14 protein-coding genes are annotated in these 14,282 nt (G+C 61.7%); 5 read left to right on the forward strand and 9 right to left on the reverse strand.

Features of this window, described 5'->3' with window-relative positions; genetic code table 11:
- Positions 1–8: 8 nt before the first annotated feature.
- Together mobA and mobB are read left to right on the forward strand one after the other, a co-directional pair.
- Positions 9–638 (forward strand): molybdenum cofactor guanylyltransferase MobA, encoded by a 630-nt coding sequence (mobA, locus tag AC25BC_RS11285; RefSeq protein WP_012757742.1) that lies wholly within the window; start codon positions 9–11, stop codon positions 636–638.
- Positions 635–1,156, forward strand: a complete 522-nt coding sequence (gene mobB / locus AC25BC_RS11290; RefSeq protein ID WP_128438424.1) for a molybdopterin-guanine dinucleotide biosynthesis protein B — start codon at positions 635–637, stop codon at positions 1,154–1,156. The genes mobA and mobB overlap by 4 nt, the downstream gene beginning before the upstream one ends.
- On the opposite strand, the gene AC25BC_RS11295 is transcribed toward mobB, so the two are convergent.
- The 3 genes from AC25BC_RS11295 to AC25BC_RS11305 all read right to left on the reverse strand — a co-directional run bounded on the left by AC25BC_RS11295 (position 1,088) and on the right by AC25BC_RS11305 (position 5,768).
- Positions 1,088–3,253 carry a PAS domain-containing hybrid sensor histidine kinase/response regulator gene (locus AC25BC_RS11295; RefSeq protein ID WP_128438423.1) on the reverse strand — a complete coding sequence of 722 codons (2,166 nt, stop codon included), beginning with the start codon at positions 3,251–3,253 and terminating at the stop codon, positions 1,088–1,090. The genes mobB and AC25BC_RS11295 overlap by 69 nt on opposite strands.
- Positions 3,228–4,739 carry an ATPase domain-containing protein gene (locus AC25BC_RS11300; protein WP_012757745.1) on the reverse strand — a complete coding sequence of 504 codons (1,512 nt, stop codon included), beginning with the start codon at positions 4,737–4,739 and terminating at the stop codon, positions 3,228–3,230. Before AC25BC_RS11300 ends, AC25BC_RS11295 begins: the two co-directional genes overlap by 26 nt.
- A gap of 135 nt (positions 4,740–4,874) precedes the next feature.
- A complete protein-coding gene (locus AC25BC_RS11305; RefSeq protein ID WP_012757746.1) occupies positions 4,875–5,768 on the reverse strand; it encodes a LysR family transcriptional regulator in 894 nt (297 codons plus the stop codon).
- 134 nt (positions 5,769–5,902) lie between these two features.
- On the opposite strand from AC25BC_RS11305, the gene AC25BC_RS11310 reads away from it, so the two are divergent.
- Positions 5,903–6,298, forward strand: coding sequence for a (R)-mandelonitrile lyase (locus AC25BC_RS11310; RefSeq protein WP_128438422.1), 396 nt, complete (start codon positions 5,903–5,905; stop codon positions 6,296–6,298).
- Positions 6,299–6,312: 14 nt separating this feature from the next.
- Entirely contained in the window at positions 6,313–7,302 is a 990-nt protein-coding gene (locus tag AC25BC_RS11315; RefSeq protein ID WP_012757748.1) for an aldo/keto reductase, read from the forward strand.
- Positions 7,303–7,390: 88 nt separating this feature from the next.
- On the opposite strand, the gene maiA is transcribed toward AC25BC_RS11315, so the two are convergent.
- The 6 genes from maiA to AC25BC_RS11345 all read right to left on the reverse strand — a co-directional run bounded on the left by maiA (position 7,391) and on the right by AC25BC_RS11345 (position 12,146).
- A complete protein-coding gene (gene maiA, locus AC25BC_RS11320) occupies positions 7,391–8,026 on the reverse strand; it encodes a maleylacetoacetate isomerase (RefSeq protein WP_012757749.1) in 636 nt (211 codons plus the stop codon).
- The gene (locus tag AC25BC_RS11325; RefSeq protein ID WP_080518574.1) at positions 8,023–8,202 is read right to left on the reverse strand and encodes a hypothetical protein; all 180 of its coding nucleotides are present in this window, start codon (positions 8,200–8,202) and stop codon (positions 8,023–8,025) included. Before AC25BC_RS11325 ends, maiA begins: the two co-directional genes overlap by 4 nt.
- A 103-nt stretch (positions 8,203–8,305) precedes the next feature.
- Positions 8,306–8,722: an organic hydroperoxide resistance protein gene (locus tag AC25BC_RS11330; protein WP_012757750.1), complete on the reverse strand. Its 417-nt coding sequence runs from the start codon at positions 8,720–8,722 to the stop codon at positions 8,306–8,308.
- A gap of 191 nt (positions 8,723–8,913) precedes the next feature.
- Entirely contained in the window at positions 8,914–10,236 is a 1,323-nt protein-coding gene (locus tag AC25BC_RS11335; protein WP_012757751.1) for a sensor histidine kinase, read from the reverse strand.
- The gene (locus AC25BC_RS11340) at positions 10,233–10,973 is read right to left on the reverse strand and encodes a response regulator (RefSeq protein ID WP_012757752.1); all 741 of its coding nucleotides are present in this window, start codon (positions 10,971–10,973) and stop codon (positions 10,233–10,235) included. The genes AC25BC_RS11335 and AC25BC_RS11340 overlap by 4 nt, the downstream gene beginning before the upstream one ends.
- 123 nt (positions 10,974–11,096) lie before the next feature.
- The gene (locus AC25BC_RS11345) at positions 11,097–12,146 is read right to left on the reverse strand and encodes an alpha/beta fold hydrolase (RefSeq protein ID WP_012757753.1); all 1,050 of its coding nucleotides are present in this window, start codon (positions 12,144–12,146) and stop codon (positions 11,097–11,099) included.
- A 350-nt stretch (positions 12,147–12,496) separates the two neighbouring features.
- Here AC25BC_RS11345 and AC25BC_RS11350 point away from each other — a divergent pair, with 350 nt between their 5' ends.
- Positions 12,497–14,272: a cytochrome c biogenesis protein DipZ gene (locus tag AC25BC_RS11350; RefSeq protein WP_128438446.1), complete on the forward strand. Its 1,776-nt coding sequence runs from the start codon at positions 12,497–12,499 to the stop codon at positions 14,270–14,272.
- The last annotated feature ends 10 nt before the right edge of the window (positions 14,273–14,282 follow it).

A 14,282-nucleotide genomic window follows, 5' to 3' on the forward strand; every position in this document is an offset into this window, starting at 1 on the left:
GAAGGATGATGGCTCAATTCTCGTTGGATAAATCTCATATAGCGGGCGTCGTATTGGCCGGCGGCCGTTCGCAGCGCATGGGCCGCGACAAGGCAGGCGTGATGCTTGGGGCCGAGAGCCTGCTCCGCCATGTGCTGACCCGCCTCTCGCAGCAAACTTTCCACGTTGCCGTCAATGCCGATGCCGCCGCCGAGGGTGTGCCTGTCATTCCCGACCGTTTTCCCGGCAAGGCCGGGCCGATGGCCGGTATCCATGCCACCATGGTCTATGCCGCCGGTCTGCCCTCGATCACCCATGTCGTCACCGTCTCGGTGGATTGCCCGTTCTTCCCGGCCGATCTCGTCGCCCGGCTGGCGGCCGCGGTCGAGCACGCGTCGCAGATCGCAATTGCCACCTCCGAAGGCCGTAGCCATCCGGTCTTCGGGCTCTGGCCGGTGACGCTGGCCGCCGATCTCGAAGCCTGGATCGCCACCGACGAGAAGCGCCGTGTGCGCGACTTCCTGTTGCGGCATGACGTTACGGAAGTGGCGTTTCCGCTGCATCCGACCCGCGCCAGCCTGCTCGATCCCTTCTTCAACATCAACACGCCCGACGATCTCGTCGAGGCGGAACGCTGGCTGGAGGCCCTTCGCGTATGACTGCACCGAAAATCTTCGGCATCGCCGGCTGGAAGAACTCGGGCAAGACGGGTCTCGCCGTCCGGCTAGTGACGGAGTTCACCCGCCGCGGTTACAGGATCTCGACGATCAAGCACGCCCATCATGATTTCGACATCGACAAGGTCGGGGCCGACAGCTACCGCCATCGCCAGGCCGGCGCCCACGAGGTCACCATCGTCTCCGGCACCCGCTACGCCATCATGCACGAGCTGCGCGGCGCCCCCGAACCTGAGTTCGAAGAGATCCTCGCCCGCCTCGCCCCCTGCGATCTCGTGCTGATCGAAGGTTACAAGCGCGAGCCGATCCCGAAGATCGAGGCCCGCCGCCTGGAAGCGGCAAATCGCGAACCGTTGGCGCCGAGCGATCCCCATATCTGCGCCATCGCCGCCGATCATGCAGTCACGGATACGGCCCTGCCGGTCTTCGATCTAAACGACACAGGCGCCATCGCCGATTTCATCGCTGACATCGTTGGCCTTGGACAGGCGAAGCTTTGAACCACCTGCGTTGCCGCCGGACCTCAGAAGCGGAACCGTTTCGCTTGCCATCGCCTTGGCGATTTCCTTGGCGAGCTGAGCCTGATCGTAGGGCTTTGCCAATCTCGGAAGATCGATATCGGTGCCGGCAGGAAGATCGGCGTAACCTGTCGCCAGCACGATCGGCAACCCCGGACAAATGTCCCGCGCGGCCTGGGCAAGCTGTGCGCCGGTCATGCCAGGCATCGAATAGTCGGTGATGACAAGGTCGAAATGCTGGCCGCTGCTGATCAGTTCCAGCGCCTGCGAGCCGGAGTTTGCTTCGACGACCTCGTGGCCTAGATCTTCAAGCATGTCGACCGAACTCATGGCGATCAAGGCATCGTCGTCGACCAGAATTATCTTCAGTCTGGACGCAGCTTGCGGAACGGGCAATTCCGCTTCGATCGCCCGCTCGGCGCGCCGTTCCGTCGCCGGAAGCCACAGCTCGGCGGTCGTTCCCACTCCAAGCTCGCTGGTCAGACGAAGTGCACCATTGAGCTGAACGGCCAGTCCGTGGATCATCGATAAGCCTAGGCCCGTGCCCTTTCCGAGTTCCTTGGTCGAGAAAAACGGATCGACCGCCTTCTTCAGCGTCTCCGCATCCATGCCGGTGCCACTGTCGGCCACCGCCAGCACCAGATAGGCCCCCTCGCCGAGAGCGCCGTCATCGCCAGGCACCTGCTCCTCGCGCAGCGATATGGACAGGGTCCCGCCATCCGGCATCGCATCGCGGGCATTGACCGCGAGGTTGAGCAGCGCCAATTCGAGTTGGTTCGCGTCGATCAGCGCCGGCGGCAGCGTCGCCGGCAGGATGGTTTCGATGCTGATCGAGGATCCGACCGAGCGCCGCAACAGGTCGTTCATGCCGGAGACCAGCTCGGCCAGATCGATGGGCTTGACCTGCAGATCCTGCTGTCTGGCAAAAGCCAGCAGCCGCTGCGTCAGCGCCGCCCCGCGCCGCGCGCCCTGAATCGCCCCGTCGACCAGACGCGTCGCTTTGGCATCTCCGCCAACGTGTTTGCCGAGCAGCTCCAGATTTCCGAGAACGACCATCAGCAGATTGTTGAAATCGTGGGCGACGCCGCCGGTCAGTTGGCCGATCGCCTCCATCTTTTGCGATTGGCGAAGCTGCTCCTCGGCTCTTTCACGTTGGGCGACTTCCTCGAGCAGGGTCTGGTGAGCGGCGTTGACCTCTTTGGTTCGTTCCCTCACGCGCTCTTCGAGGTTTTCATTGAGCCGTCTCAGATTTTCCTCGATGGTCTTTCGGACGGTGGTATCGGAACAGACACCGACAAGTTTCCTGGCGGAACCATATCTGTCGGAATAAAGCTGCGCATGGACCTCGGTCCAATGCAGTGATCCATCCGGCCAGATCGTCCTGTGCTCGATCGAATAGTCGCGTCCGGTATCGATCGTCTGGCGCAGGCGTGCCAGCACAAGATCCTGGTCGTCGGGGTGGATGCTTGCGATCAGATCGTCGCGCGTGACATCGTCATCCGGCCCTCGGCCGAAGATTGCCTTGCAGGTCGCCGAGGCCGACAAGGCCATCGAGGACAGCTCCAGCTCCCACGCCCCGAGACGACCGGCGGCGAGCGCCGTCTGCAACCGTCGCTCTCCCTCGCCCAGAGCTTCAAGCCTGGCTTGCGCTTCGTATTGGCGCAGGCGTCCCTTTAATGCGGTCCGGGCAACGCTGATGAAGGAGGTCGCATGGAATGGCCTTTCCAGGAAGGTGACGTTACCAAGAACCTCGGAAAGCCTTGCAGCGCCCGGATTTCGTTCAGGCCCGCCGCCACGTGTGGTGAGTACGATGAAGGGAAGATCCGACCAGCTCGGCTGGGCCGAAACCCAGGCGGCAATCGGCTTGAGATCGCTCGAGCGAACGGCCTCTTCCGTCAAGACGCCAAGCGCGATGTCATCGCTGAGCGATGACGCGAACATAGACAGGTCGGTGGCAGCAATCGATGCCAATCCGGCTTCATCGACCAACGATCTCGCCACCCAGGCGTCGCGACCGGCGGGGGTGTAGATCAATGCTTTCGGTTTTCCGGAATTAGGAATTGCCGCTATCCCCGCCATCGGTCTTTAGGAGCGGCGTTGAGGTCGCGATAAATTCGGGAACGCCGCGAAGCACGCCCTGGAACCCGACGAGAGGATCTCCAAACCTCAACCCGGAGGCGTCGATACGATACTCGCGGATGGTATCCTCGTGAAAGCCGGTCCTCTTCTTGATCACCGAGACTGCCCGCCGCACCTTTCCCGCAGCCTCGAAGTAACGCAGCAGAATGACGGTATCTGCGAGATAGGTGACGTCGACAGGTGCCTTCATGTCACCGACCAGCCCGTGCTGGGCAACGGTGAGAAAGGTGTTGGCGCCTTGCCTGTTCAAATATTGCAGCAGCTCATGCATATGAAGGATCAGCGAATTCTCATCCGGCATCGAAGCCTGATAACCATTGATACTGTCGATGATAACGGTTTTCGCATCCGACTTGTCGACGCAGCTGCGCACGCGGTGGGCAAATTCGCCCGGCGACAGTTCGGCGGCATCGAGCTGTTCGATGTGGATATGACCGGCGTCCCGCATTGCCTCGAGATCTATTCCGAGCGCCTTCAGCCGCGTGAAGAGCAGGCCCAGCTCCTCGTCAAAAATGAAGGCCGCCACTTTCTCGCCGCGCGCGACCGCAGCCACCAGGAATTGAAACGAGAAAGTGCTTTTGCCGGTGCCGGCAGGACCAAGGATGAGTGTGCTGGAACCTCGCTCGAGGCCACCTCCCAGAAGAAGGTCCAGTTCCGCAATATTGCAGGAAATCTGATCGCGGGTGTAGCTCGACCTGTGTTCGGCGGCGACGAGCCGCGGAAAGACGATAACGCCGCCAGTCTGGATGATGAAATCGTGATAACCGCCTCGGAAGGCCTGACCGCGATATTTTATGACCCTTAGACGTCGGCGTTCGGAGCCGTAGTTCGGCGCCATCTCTTCGAGATGGATCACGCCGTGAACAACGCTGTGCACCGTCTTGTCGAGCACGTCGGAGGTCAGATCATCGAGCAGAAGGACTGTCGCGCCCTGCCGGGCAAAATAGTGCTTGAGCGCAAGGATCTGCCGGCGGTAGCGTAGTGAGCTTTGTGCGAGCAGCCTGATCTCCGACAGACTGTCGAGAACCACGCGACGTGGCTTGACCCGCTCGAAAGCGGCAAAGATTTCCTTTGTCGTCTCTCCGAGTTCAAGATCTGATGAATAAAGCAGGCTTTGCTGCTGGTCGGCATCCAGCAGGCTTTCCGGAGGCACGACCTCGAAGATCTCGATATTGCCATCGATCACCATGCCATGCGATGCGGCCCCGGCTCGGAGTTCGCTCTCGGTCTCTGAAAGGGTTATGTAGAGCCCCTGCTCGCCGAGCCGTGCACCTTCGATCAGAAACTGCAGCGCGATCGTCGTCTTCCCCGCTCCCGGGTTTCCTTCCAGGAGAAACACGTGGCCCGGCGAAAGGCCCCCCGCCAGAACTGTATCCAAACCGGACACGCCGGTCCGAGCTTTCGTGGCAGGTGCCGCAGTATTCATTCACTGTTTCCTTCGATTTCAAGTGTGAATTAGCGGCGAGTGATGGAATGTCAAATCACTGGCAGGCATGATTTCGCTTCCGACAAGAGCCGGTCACTGGTGGCTGCCTGTCCGGGCGACTCGAAACGGTGGGCGTTATGGTCGATAGCGAAGTGCATCGACGAGCAGAGCAAATGCCGGCGACGTATGCCGGCGGCTCGGATAGTAGAGATGGTAACCGGAAAACGGCAGGCACCAATCCTCGAGGACGCGCACCAGCCGTCCATCGGCTAGATGCGCGTCGACCAAGTTCTCCGGCATGTATGCCAGCCCCAGACCTGCCAGTACTGCGTTCAGCCGCAGCGCTATATTGTTGAATACCAATTGCCCTTCGACCCGAACCCTGAGTTCGCGCCCATCCTTCTCGAACTCCCATGCATAAACGCTGCCATAGGTCGGTAGGCGCAGATTGATGCAATTGTGATCCGTAAGCTCCTGTGGCGTCAGTGGTTTCGGCCTGGTGCCGAAATATGCGGGAGAACCGACCACGGCCATGCGCATGTCGGGGCCAATGCGCACCGCGATCATGTCTTTCGCCACCTGTTCGCCAAGCCGCACCCCAGCATCGTAACGCTCGGCGACGATGTCGGTCAGGCCGTAGTCGACGATGATCTCGACATTGATATCAGGATAATCGGGCAGCAGCTTTTCCAAGGCGGGCCAGAGGACGGCATCGGCCGCATGCTCGCCGGCATTGATGCGGATGGTGCCTGCCGGCTTCTCCCGGAACGCGCTCAAGGCAGCCAGCTCGCTCTCGATCTCGTCGAGCCGCGGTCCGATGGAGACGAGCAGGCGTTCACCGGCCTCCGTCGGCGCGACGCTGCGGGTCGTGCGTGTCAGCAATCGCAGTCCAAGCCGCTCCTCGAGCCCGCGGATGGTGTGGCTGAGCGCCGATTGCGACACACCGAGCTTGCCCGCCGCCTTGGTGAAACTCTGCGCACGCGCGACGGCAAGGAAGGCGATGAGGTCGTTGACGGCGGGGCGCGGCATTTATGAAACTTTCTCATGGGTTCTTGCCGTTTATACCATCTAATCGCAACCAAGCGCACGCCCTAAATACCGTGTCACTCGAGTGGACATGTCCACCCCGACATCGAAAGCCCGACATCAAAAGGAAGACAAAGATGGAGATCAAGCGAAGCGGTTCGCAGCCTTCGGCCAAGGGACCAGCCGATTGGTTTACCGGCAGCGTGCGTGTCGACCCGCTGTTTGCCGTGACCAGCCCCGCACGTGCGGCTGGTGCCAACGTCACCTTCGAGCCCGGAGCCCGCACTGCCTGGCACACCCATCCGCTCGGCCAGACGTTGATCGTCACATCGGGCTGCGGTCGCGTGCAGCGCGAGGGGTGCCCCGTCGAGGAGATCCGCGCCGGCGACGTCGTCTGCTTCGCACCGCGTGAACGACATTGGCACGGCGCAGCGCCGACGACGGCAGTGACCCATATCGCCATCCAGGAACAGCTCGACGGCAAGGTCGTCGACTGGATGGAGCATGTCACCGACACACAATACCAAGGTTAGAAAAGGAAACTTCTATGCAGAAGCGTGAACTTGGAAAGAGCGGACTTCAAGTCTCGGCCGTCGGTCTCGGCTGCATGGGGCTGAGTTACGGGTATGGCCCGGCGACAGATATTCAGGAAGCGACCGTACTGATCCGGCGGGCATTTGAACGCGGCGTGACCTTCTTCGACACGGCCGAGGCCTATGGCCCCTATAAGAACGAAGAGCTTCTGGGAGAGGCGCTCGCCCCCTTCCGCAACGAGGTGGTGATCGCCACGAAATTCGGTTTCAACTTCGATGCCAATGGCGGCCAGAGCGGCATGAACAGCCGGCCCAAGCAGATCCGCGCGGTGGCCGACCAGGCGCTGAAGCGTTTGAAGACTGATGTCATCGATCTCTTTTACCAGCATCGCGTCGATCCCGATGTTCCGATCGAGGATGTCGCCGGCACGGTCAAGGCGCTGATCGCGGAAGGCAAGGTCAGGCATTTCGGCCTCTCGGAAGCGGGCGCCCGGACGATCCGCCGCGCCCATGCCGTCCAGCCGGTGGCGGCGTTGCAGAGCGAATATTCGCTGTGGTGGCGCGAACCAGAGCAGGAAATCCTGCCGACGCTTGAAGAACTCGGCATCGGCTTCGTGCCCTTCAGCCCGCTCGGTAAGGGCTTTCTGACTGGCGCGATCAGCGAAACGACCACCTTCGACAGCAAGGATTTCCGCAACGTCGTGCCCCGCTTTTCTCAGGAGGCGCGAAAAGCCAACCAAGCGCTCGTAGATCGTCTCGGAGAAATCGCCGCCCGCAAGAAGGCTACCTCCGCCCAAGTGGCTCTCGCATGGCTGCTGGCGCAGAAGCCCTGGATCGTGCCGATCCCCGGCACCACCAAGCTGCACCGCCTCGAGGAGAACATCCAGGCCGCCGAGGTCGAACTGACGGCCGAGGATCTTGCCAGCATCGAAAGCGCGCTGGCCACGATCAAGGTGGAAGGCGATCGTTATCCCGCGCACCTGCAAGCCAGGGTCAACCGCTAAAAGCACCGACGGGCCATTGAGGCGCGTCACTAGAACACCAGAAGAGAATCGGCCGCAGCCACTTGCAGCCGATTCTTCATAGATTGGATCATCGTCTCGGCGCCGGTGCGTTCTCCTGGAAAGCCGGTATCGCCTCCAGTCTGGCGACGATCTCCGCGATATTGGGCCAGCGGGCGAGATCGAAGCCGAGGCGCCGGGCGCTTATCGCCTGCGGGAAGAGGAAGATCTCGGCAATACCAGGCTGATCCGCAAAAGCAAAAGCTCCCTGCCGGCGGCCGGCGATCATCGCCTCGACCGCGGCCATTCCTTCACCGACCCAATGACGATTCCAGGCAGTAATGGCATCGGCATCCGCCTGGAAGACCTTGCCGAGATGCAGACCGATCCGCGGCGGCAGCAGCGCGTGGATCTCGGCTGCTATCGCAAGCGCGATCGACCGCGCCAGCGCCCGGCCTTCCGCGGTGTCAGGTAATAGCGGCGGTTCAGGCTTTATCTCGTCGAGATATTCGACGATCGCCAGCGACTGGGTGATGAGGACGCCGCTATCCGTCAGCAAGGCCGGCACCAGCCCCTGCGGATTGACGCTGCGATATCCGGCCTGCCGGCTCTCGGAATCTTCGCCGAGGATGCCAACCGGCAGCGCTTCTGCCGTCAGTCCCTTCAGAGCGAGCGCGATACGGACTCTCGACGTCGCCGAAGAAATTTCGTTCTGATAGAGTTTCACTGTCTTTCTCCTGGTGATCCAAGCGGCTGAAACGGCGGCTGTTCCCCTGAGGAAGAAGCTGCGGATGCCGCCGTCACGAGGCCCGCAAGCGGCGAAGGCTCCTGCGAGCTTACGTCGTAGATGCAGGGTGCGGCGAAGACCACCGCTCCCAAAAAACAGATGATCATCAATCTCATCAAATCCTCCATCGGCGAGGCCCGATCGGCCCCGTCTCGCTTGATTTCGGCTCTGTCTTTCTGACCACCGCAGCCAATGGCTTTCGGTGGGCAATTCCACTCGTTAGGCAACCGTCAATTCGACATGGATGTTACCGCGCGTGGCCTTCGAGTAAGGGCAGGTCTGGTGGGCTTCGTCGATCAGCGCCTTTGCGACCTCCGCTTCGATCCCCCGCAAGCTGACCTTGAGGCGGGCTTGCAGGAAATAGCCGCCATCGGCGGTTCCGAGATCAACCTCGGTGTCGACGGCAAGATCGGCTGGAAGCTTGACCTTTTGATTAGCCGCGGCGAAACCGATCGCGCCGATGAAGCAGGCAGACCAGCCGGCGGCGAAAAGCTGTTCGGGATTGGTGCCGCCGCGGTTGCTGCCCGCAGGCGAAAGCTTGATATCAAGCTGGCCGTCGTCGCTGTGCGAAGCGCCGTCGCGCCCGCCTGTCGTGTGGGTCTTGCCGGTATAGAGAACCTTGTCGATCTTTGTCATGGAACACTCCTTTGTTGCGTCGCTAAAGGCGACTGGCCGCGGTGCGCGGCCGGGTTGACGGAGTGTGGTTTGACCGACGGATATATCCGCCATGTTTCCGAAAACGCCCGAAATGTCACAAAGCGTAGCATCCGATATCAAGGACATCTTCGCATACAAAACATCTCGAAATTTTGCGGCGCGCCCGAATGTCAGCGGATGGTGACTTCCGCGGCCAGTCCGCCACCGGCGCGATTGTAGAGCCGGAGCGACCCGCCAATCTTGGCCGTCAGTTGCTGGGCGATCGCAAGACCGAGACCGGTGCCGCCGGTCTCCCGGTTGCGGGATTGCTCCAGCCGGAAGAAAGGCTGCATGGCGGCTTCCAGCATATCGTCCGGAATTCCCGGCCCGCGATCCATGACTGATATGACGATATCGTTCTCGGCGCTGCGCTCGACGCTGATCTCGGCAGCACCGGCAAACTTCAGCGCATTGTCGATGAAGTTCGACAGGATACGGCGAAGAGCATGCGGCTTGGTGAAGGCAGCGCCCTGAACCAGACCGACGACGGTGACGGCCTTTCCAGTATCCTGGTAGTCGTAGGCTATGCTGTCGATGAACGAGGCGAGATCGATGCGGGCGCTCTTCTCGCCATTGCCATGCGCGCTGCGTGCATAGGCAATGCCGTCCTGAACGAGGCGCTGGATCTCGCCGAGATCATGCACCAGCTTGTCTTTGTCAGGCGAATCCTCCGCCATGTCGGCACGCAGCCGCATGCGGGTGATCGGTGTCTGCAGGTCATGCGAGATTGCCGCCAGTATCTGGACGCGCTCTTCGAGGTAATGGGCGATCCTCTCCCGCATCGCGTTGAACGCCCTTGCCGCATGCGCGACCTCGCTCGGGCCCGCCTCACTCAAAGCCGGGCCGTCCTTGTTCGGGTCAAGAGCATCGGCGGCGGCGGCAAGCTCGCCGAGCGGCCGGATCGCCTGGCGAACGGCAAACCAGGTGCAGAGGATGAGCAGCACCATCTGGACGACGAAGACGTAGGGCAGCCATGCGGCGATCGGCATGACGCCCTTTGGCGTGACGTCGATCGTCAATGGGCTTCCGTCGCTCAGCGTCAGATGCGCCTGCAGCCGATTCACATCGCCAGGAATTCGTTCGATCCGGATCGGAAAGCGGTGTCCGATGGCCTCCTCGATCTTTCCCGAGATTTCCGCCCCTTTGCTTGATGTGTCAGGCACGCCGGGAAGACCGGGCCCGAGCTCGAAACGATAATTGCCGCGGCTCAACCGGTCGAGCAGATCGCCACGTTCGCCGGGCGGAAGCCGATCGAGAACCGCAATCGACGTTGCCACATCGTTTTCCAGCGTGCCGAGCATCACAGCTTTGGCCGACATGTACCGCTCCATATAGAGCACACTGAAAGACAGACCGTAGGCCAAGGCCAATCCGATCAGCAGGATCAGGAAGATCCGCGACCGCAATGTGCTCGGCCACGTCAGGCCCGAACGCAAGGGGATTGCCGCCTTCATTGGCGCGGCTCCGATATTTCGACCGGAACCGAAAACACATAGCCTTCGCTGCGCACCGTCTTGATATAGGTCGGTTCGCGCGCATCGTCGCCCAGCCTTTGACGCAGGCGACTGACCAGAAGATCGATCGAACGATCGAAGAGATCGGCGTCGCGGCCCTGCGTCAGGCTCAAAAGCTGGTCACGATTGAGCACTCGCTGCGGATGGTCGATGAAGACGCGAAGCAGACGGTATTCGGCGCCACTCAGCGCAATCGCGGTCCCCTCCTTGTCGAGAAGGTGCCGGGCCACCGTATCGAGCCGCCAGTCGCCGAAGGTCAGCAACTGTCCAGCTTCGCTGATCTGCAGGTTGGGCGGCAGCATCCGCGTGCGCCGCAGCACCGCCTTGATGCGGGCGAGAAGCTCACGCGCAGCAAAGGGCTTGGGAAGATAGTCGTCGGCGCCCATTTCCAGCCCGAGGATCCTGTCCATCTCGTCGGTGCGGGCCGTCAGCATCAGGATAGGGATCGCCTTGTGCCGGCCGGCGCGCAGTTCGCGGCACAGCACCAGCCCGTCATCGCCGGGCATCATCACATCGAGCACGATCAGGTCGACGGCATTGGCCTCGACAAAACTGCGCATCTGCCGTCCGTCGGCAGCAACGCTCGTGCGCAGGCCGTTCTTCTGCAGATAACCCGAGACCAGCTCGCGGATTTCGCGATCGTCATCGACGATCAGGATGTGATCGACATGATCCATATTTCCCTATTCCTTACCGATAGAAGCGGCCCCCACCCTCCGCCTCGATGTCGAGACGGTTGATGGAGCTACGCATATTCCGCCGGTCGGAGCAACGAGGCTCTGCGACCGGCGGCGCCGCTCTCAGAAGCGATCGACGTCTATGACCGCCTGCGCAAAAGCCTGCGGCGCTTCCTGAGGCAGATTGTGGCCGATGCCGCCGCCGATCGTGCGATGCTCGTATCTGCCGGAGAATTTTCCGGCATAAGCGGAAGGCTGCGGATGCGGCGCACCGTTCGCATCGCCCTCCATGGTGATGGTCGGCACCGAAATGACAGGCGTTGCGGCGAGCGTCGTCTCGTAGGCATCGTACTTGGCCTCGCCTTCGACAAGCCCCAGGCGCCAGCGATAATTGTGAATGACGATCGCGACGTGGTCAGGATTGTCGAAGGCAGCGGCCGATCTGTCGAACGTCGCATCGTCGAAGTTCCACTTCGGCGATGCCGTTTGCCAGATAAGCTTTGCGAAATCATGGGTGTTGCTCTCGTATCCCTGACGACCGCGTTCAGTGGCGAAATAGAACTGGTACCACCAAGCGAGTTCGGCTTTCGGCGGAAGCGGCTTCTTGTTGGCCTCCTGGCTACCGATCAGGTAGCCGCTTACAGATACCATCGCCTTGCAGCGCTCGGGCCAGAGCGCCGCCATGATGTTGGCGGTCCGCCCGCCCCAGTCGTATCCGGCAATGACAGCTTTCTCGATATCCAGCGCATCGAGCAGCGCGATCATGTCGGCGGCGAGCGCTGACGGCTGGCCGTTGCGAGGCGTCTGATCGTCCAGGAAGCGGGTCGTCCCGTAACCGCGCAGATAAGGCACAATCACTCTGTTGCCCGCCGCGGCAAGCAGGGGCGCGACATCGACGAAACTATAGATGTCATAGGGCCAGCCATGCAGCAGCAATACGACCGGGGCATCCGGCTTTCCCGCCTCGGCATAACCGATGTCGAGCACGCCTGCCTTGACCTGTTTCAGCGCTTCGAAGGACGTGTTGGTTCCGGGCTTTATAGCTGGCACCGATGCGGCAGTCGCAGACGACTGGGCGGCGGCCGTGCCGGCCACGCCGAATTCGACCGCCGCAAGGGCGATTGCAGTCATGCCGAAGAAACGGCGGCGGTGATGGTTGATTTGCTCTGACATCGGTCACTCCTGTCGAATGGATCACGGTCGCGAAAAGGCGTTCTACTTGTATCCCCGATATGTCGTAAGCAACCGTTTTTTGAATGCGGATGTAGCTTCCGGCCGCCTGGATACATTCCGATACAATCGCACTGCCTCAGCAAGCGGTCGCATTGGCCGCAGCCGTTTCCTCGCCACTGCGGCAGTTTGTATCGCTTTGTATCGCCGCCGCCCTACCCCGACACTTCGGTACATTTTCCCGCAAAGCCGGACACATCGGGGATACTTCACACCGGCCATATCCCCGCCGTTGCTGGTTCAGGCCCCATCGCCGCCCAGAGCCCGATCAATCGGTTTCAAAGGAAACGATGATGACACTTCTGATCATTGCCTATCTCGGAGGCGCGCTGACGATCCTCAGCCCTTGTATCCTCCCCATCCTCCCCTTCGTCTTCGCCCGCGCCGGACAGCCCTTCGTCAGGAGCACGCTGCCGATGCTGGCGGGCATGGCCGCCACCTTCGCGCTGGTCGCCACACTGGCCGCAGTCGGTGGCAGCTGGGCCATTCGCGCCAATGAATATGGCCGACTTGCCGCCATCGTCCTGCTTGCGCTCTTTGGAGCAAGCCTGCTTTCACCGCGAATCGCAAGTACGCTTGCCCGGCCGGTCGTCGACCTTGGCAACAATCTTATGAACGCCACCGGCGGCGGGCGCGGCACCACGACAGTGAAGAGCGCGCTTCTTCTCGGCGTCGCCACCGGACTGCTCTGGGCGCCCTGCGCCGGTCCGATCCTCGGCCTTGTGCTGACCGGAGCCGCATTGCAGGGCGCCAATCTGCAGACGACCTTCCTGCTGATCGCTTATGCCGCCGGCGCTGCAAGTTCGCTTGCCGTCGCCCTGCTGGTCGGCGGCCGGATATTCACCGCCATGAAGCGTTCGCTCGGCGTTGGCGACAGGATTCGTCAGGGGCTCGGCGCTGCCGTGCTGGCGGGCGTCGCCGTCATCGCGCTCGGCCTCGACACCAGCCTGCTCGCCCGGCTCTCCTACGCCAGCACCGCATCGCTGGAACAGGCCGTGCTCGACAGGCTGCATGCAAAGCCGCTCAGCGGCGCATCTTCCGAGCTGGCGAGCAACGAGGTGATGATCGCCGCAGCCGATGCGAAGACCCCCTTCCGTAGCGACTTGCCCGTCGAAGGCCACGCCCCTTCGCTCGATGGCGCGGTCGAATGGCTGAACTCTCAGCCTCTCACCACCGAGCAGCTGCGCGGCAAGGTCGTGCTCGTCGATTTCTGGACCTATTCCTGCATCAACTGCATTCGTACCATCCCCTATGTCAGGGCCTGGGCCGAAAAATATGCGGATCAGGGCCTCGTGGTGATCGGCGTCCATGCCCCGGAATTTGCCTTCGAGAAGAAGATCGACAACGTCAAGAAGGCGATCGGCGGCTTCCAGATCGGTTATCCCGTTGCGATCGACAATGACTACAGCATCTGGCGCGCCTTCGAAAACAGCTATTGGCCTGCCGCCTATCTGATCGATGCCAAAGGCCAGATCCGTTACCACCATTTTGGCGAAGGCAATTACGACAGGACCGAACAGGCTATTCAGGACCTGCTGCGCGAGGCCGGTAGCCAAACGACGGCAAGTGCGCCGGTCGCGCCGGATGCCAGGGGTGTGGAAGCAGGTCCTGATCTCGGCAATATCCGCTCGGGCGAAACCTATCTCGGCTACGAACAGGCGGCGAACTTCGCCTCTCCCGAAGGGCTGCAGGCCGATACGGCGAAAAGCTATTCGATCGCCGAACCCGGCCTCAATGGCTGGGGCCTGTCCGGAACCTGGACCGTCGGCCGGGATCAGGCGACGCTTGATCAGTCGGGCGGCGGCATCACCTATCGCTTCAGCGCCCGCGATCTGCATCTCGTTCTCGGGCCTGGCGGCAGCGGCAAACCGGTCCGCTTCCAGGTGAAGGTCGACGGCAAGGCGCCAGGGCTTGACCACGGCTCCGACATCGATGCCGACGGCAACGGTACGGTGACCGCGACGAGGCTTTATCAACTCGTCCGCCAGTCCGACACGGTCGCCGCCCGCAACTTCGAGATCCGCTTTCTCGATCCCGGCGTGCAGGCTTACGCCTTCACATTCGGCTGAACCTGAAACG

It is taken from the genome of Rhizobium sp. WSM409, from assembly GCF_057653825.1.

Excerpts from the sequence above, each read along its gene's own strand:
- mobB (WP_128438424.1), top strand. The coding sequence starts at position 635 with ATGACTGCACCGAAAATCTTCGGCATCGCCGGCTGGAAGAACTCGGGC.
- AC25BC_RS11335 (WP_012757751.1), bottom strand. The coding sequence starts at position 10,236 with ATGAAGGCGGCAATCCCCTTGCGTTCGGGCCTGACGTGGCCGAGCACA.
- AC25BC_RS11325 (WP_080518574.1), bottom strand. The coding sequence starts at position 8,202 with ATGAGATTGATGATCATCTGTTTTTTGGGAGCGGTGGTCTTCGCCGCA.
- AC25BC_RS11300 (WP_012757745.1), bottom strand. The coding sequence starts at position 4,739 with ATGAATACTGCGGCACCTGCCACGAAAGCTCGGACCGGCGTGTCCGGT.
- AC25BC_RS11330 (WP_012757750.1), bottom strand. The coding sequence starts at position 8,722 with ATGACAAAGATCGACAAGGTTCTCTATACCGGCAAGACCCACACGACA.
- AC25BC_RS11340 (WP_012757752.1), bottom strand. The coding sequence starts at position 10,973 with ATGGATCATGTCGATCACATCCTGATCGTCGATGACGATCGCGAAATC.
- AC25BC_RS11350 (WP_128438446.1), top strand. The coding sequence starts at position 12,497 with ATGACACTTCTGATCATTGCCTATCTCGGAGGCGCGCTGACGATCCTC.
- AC25BC_RS11345 (WP_012757753.1), bottom strand. The coding sequence starts at position 12,146 with ATGTCAGAGCAAATCAACCATCACCGCCGCCGTTTCTTCGGCATGACT.
- AC25BC_RS11295 (WP_128438423.1), bottom strand. The coding sequence starts at position 3,253 with ATGGCGGGGATAGCGGCAATTCCTAATTCCGGAAAACCGAAAGCATTG.
- mobA (WP_012757742.1), top strand. The coding sequence starts at position 9 with ATGGCTCAATTCTCGTTGGATAAATCTCATATAGCGGGCGTCGTATTG.
- AC25BC_RS11305 (WP_012757746.1), bottom strand. The coding sequence starts at position 5,768 with ATGCCGCGCCCCGCCGTCAACGACCTCATCGCCTTCCTTGCCGTCGCG.
- AC25BC_RS11315 (WP_012757748.1), top strand. The coding sequence starts at position 6,313 with ATGCAGAAGCGTGAACTTGGAAAGAGCGGACTTCAAGTCTCGGCCGTC.
- AC25BC_RS11310 (WP_128438422.1), top strand. The coding sequence starts at position 5,903 with ATGGAGATCAAGCGAAGCGGTTCGCAGCCTTCGGCCAAGGGACCAGCC.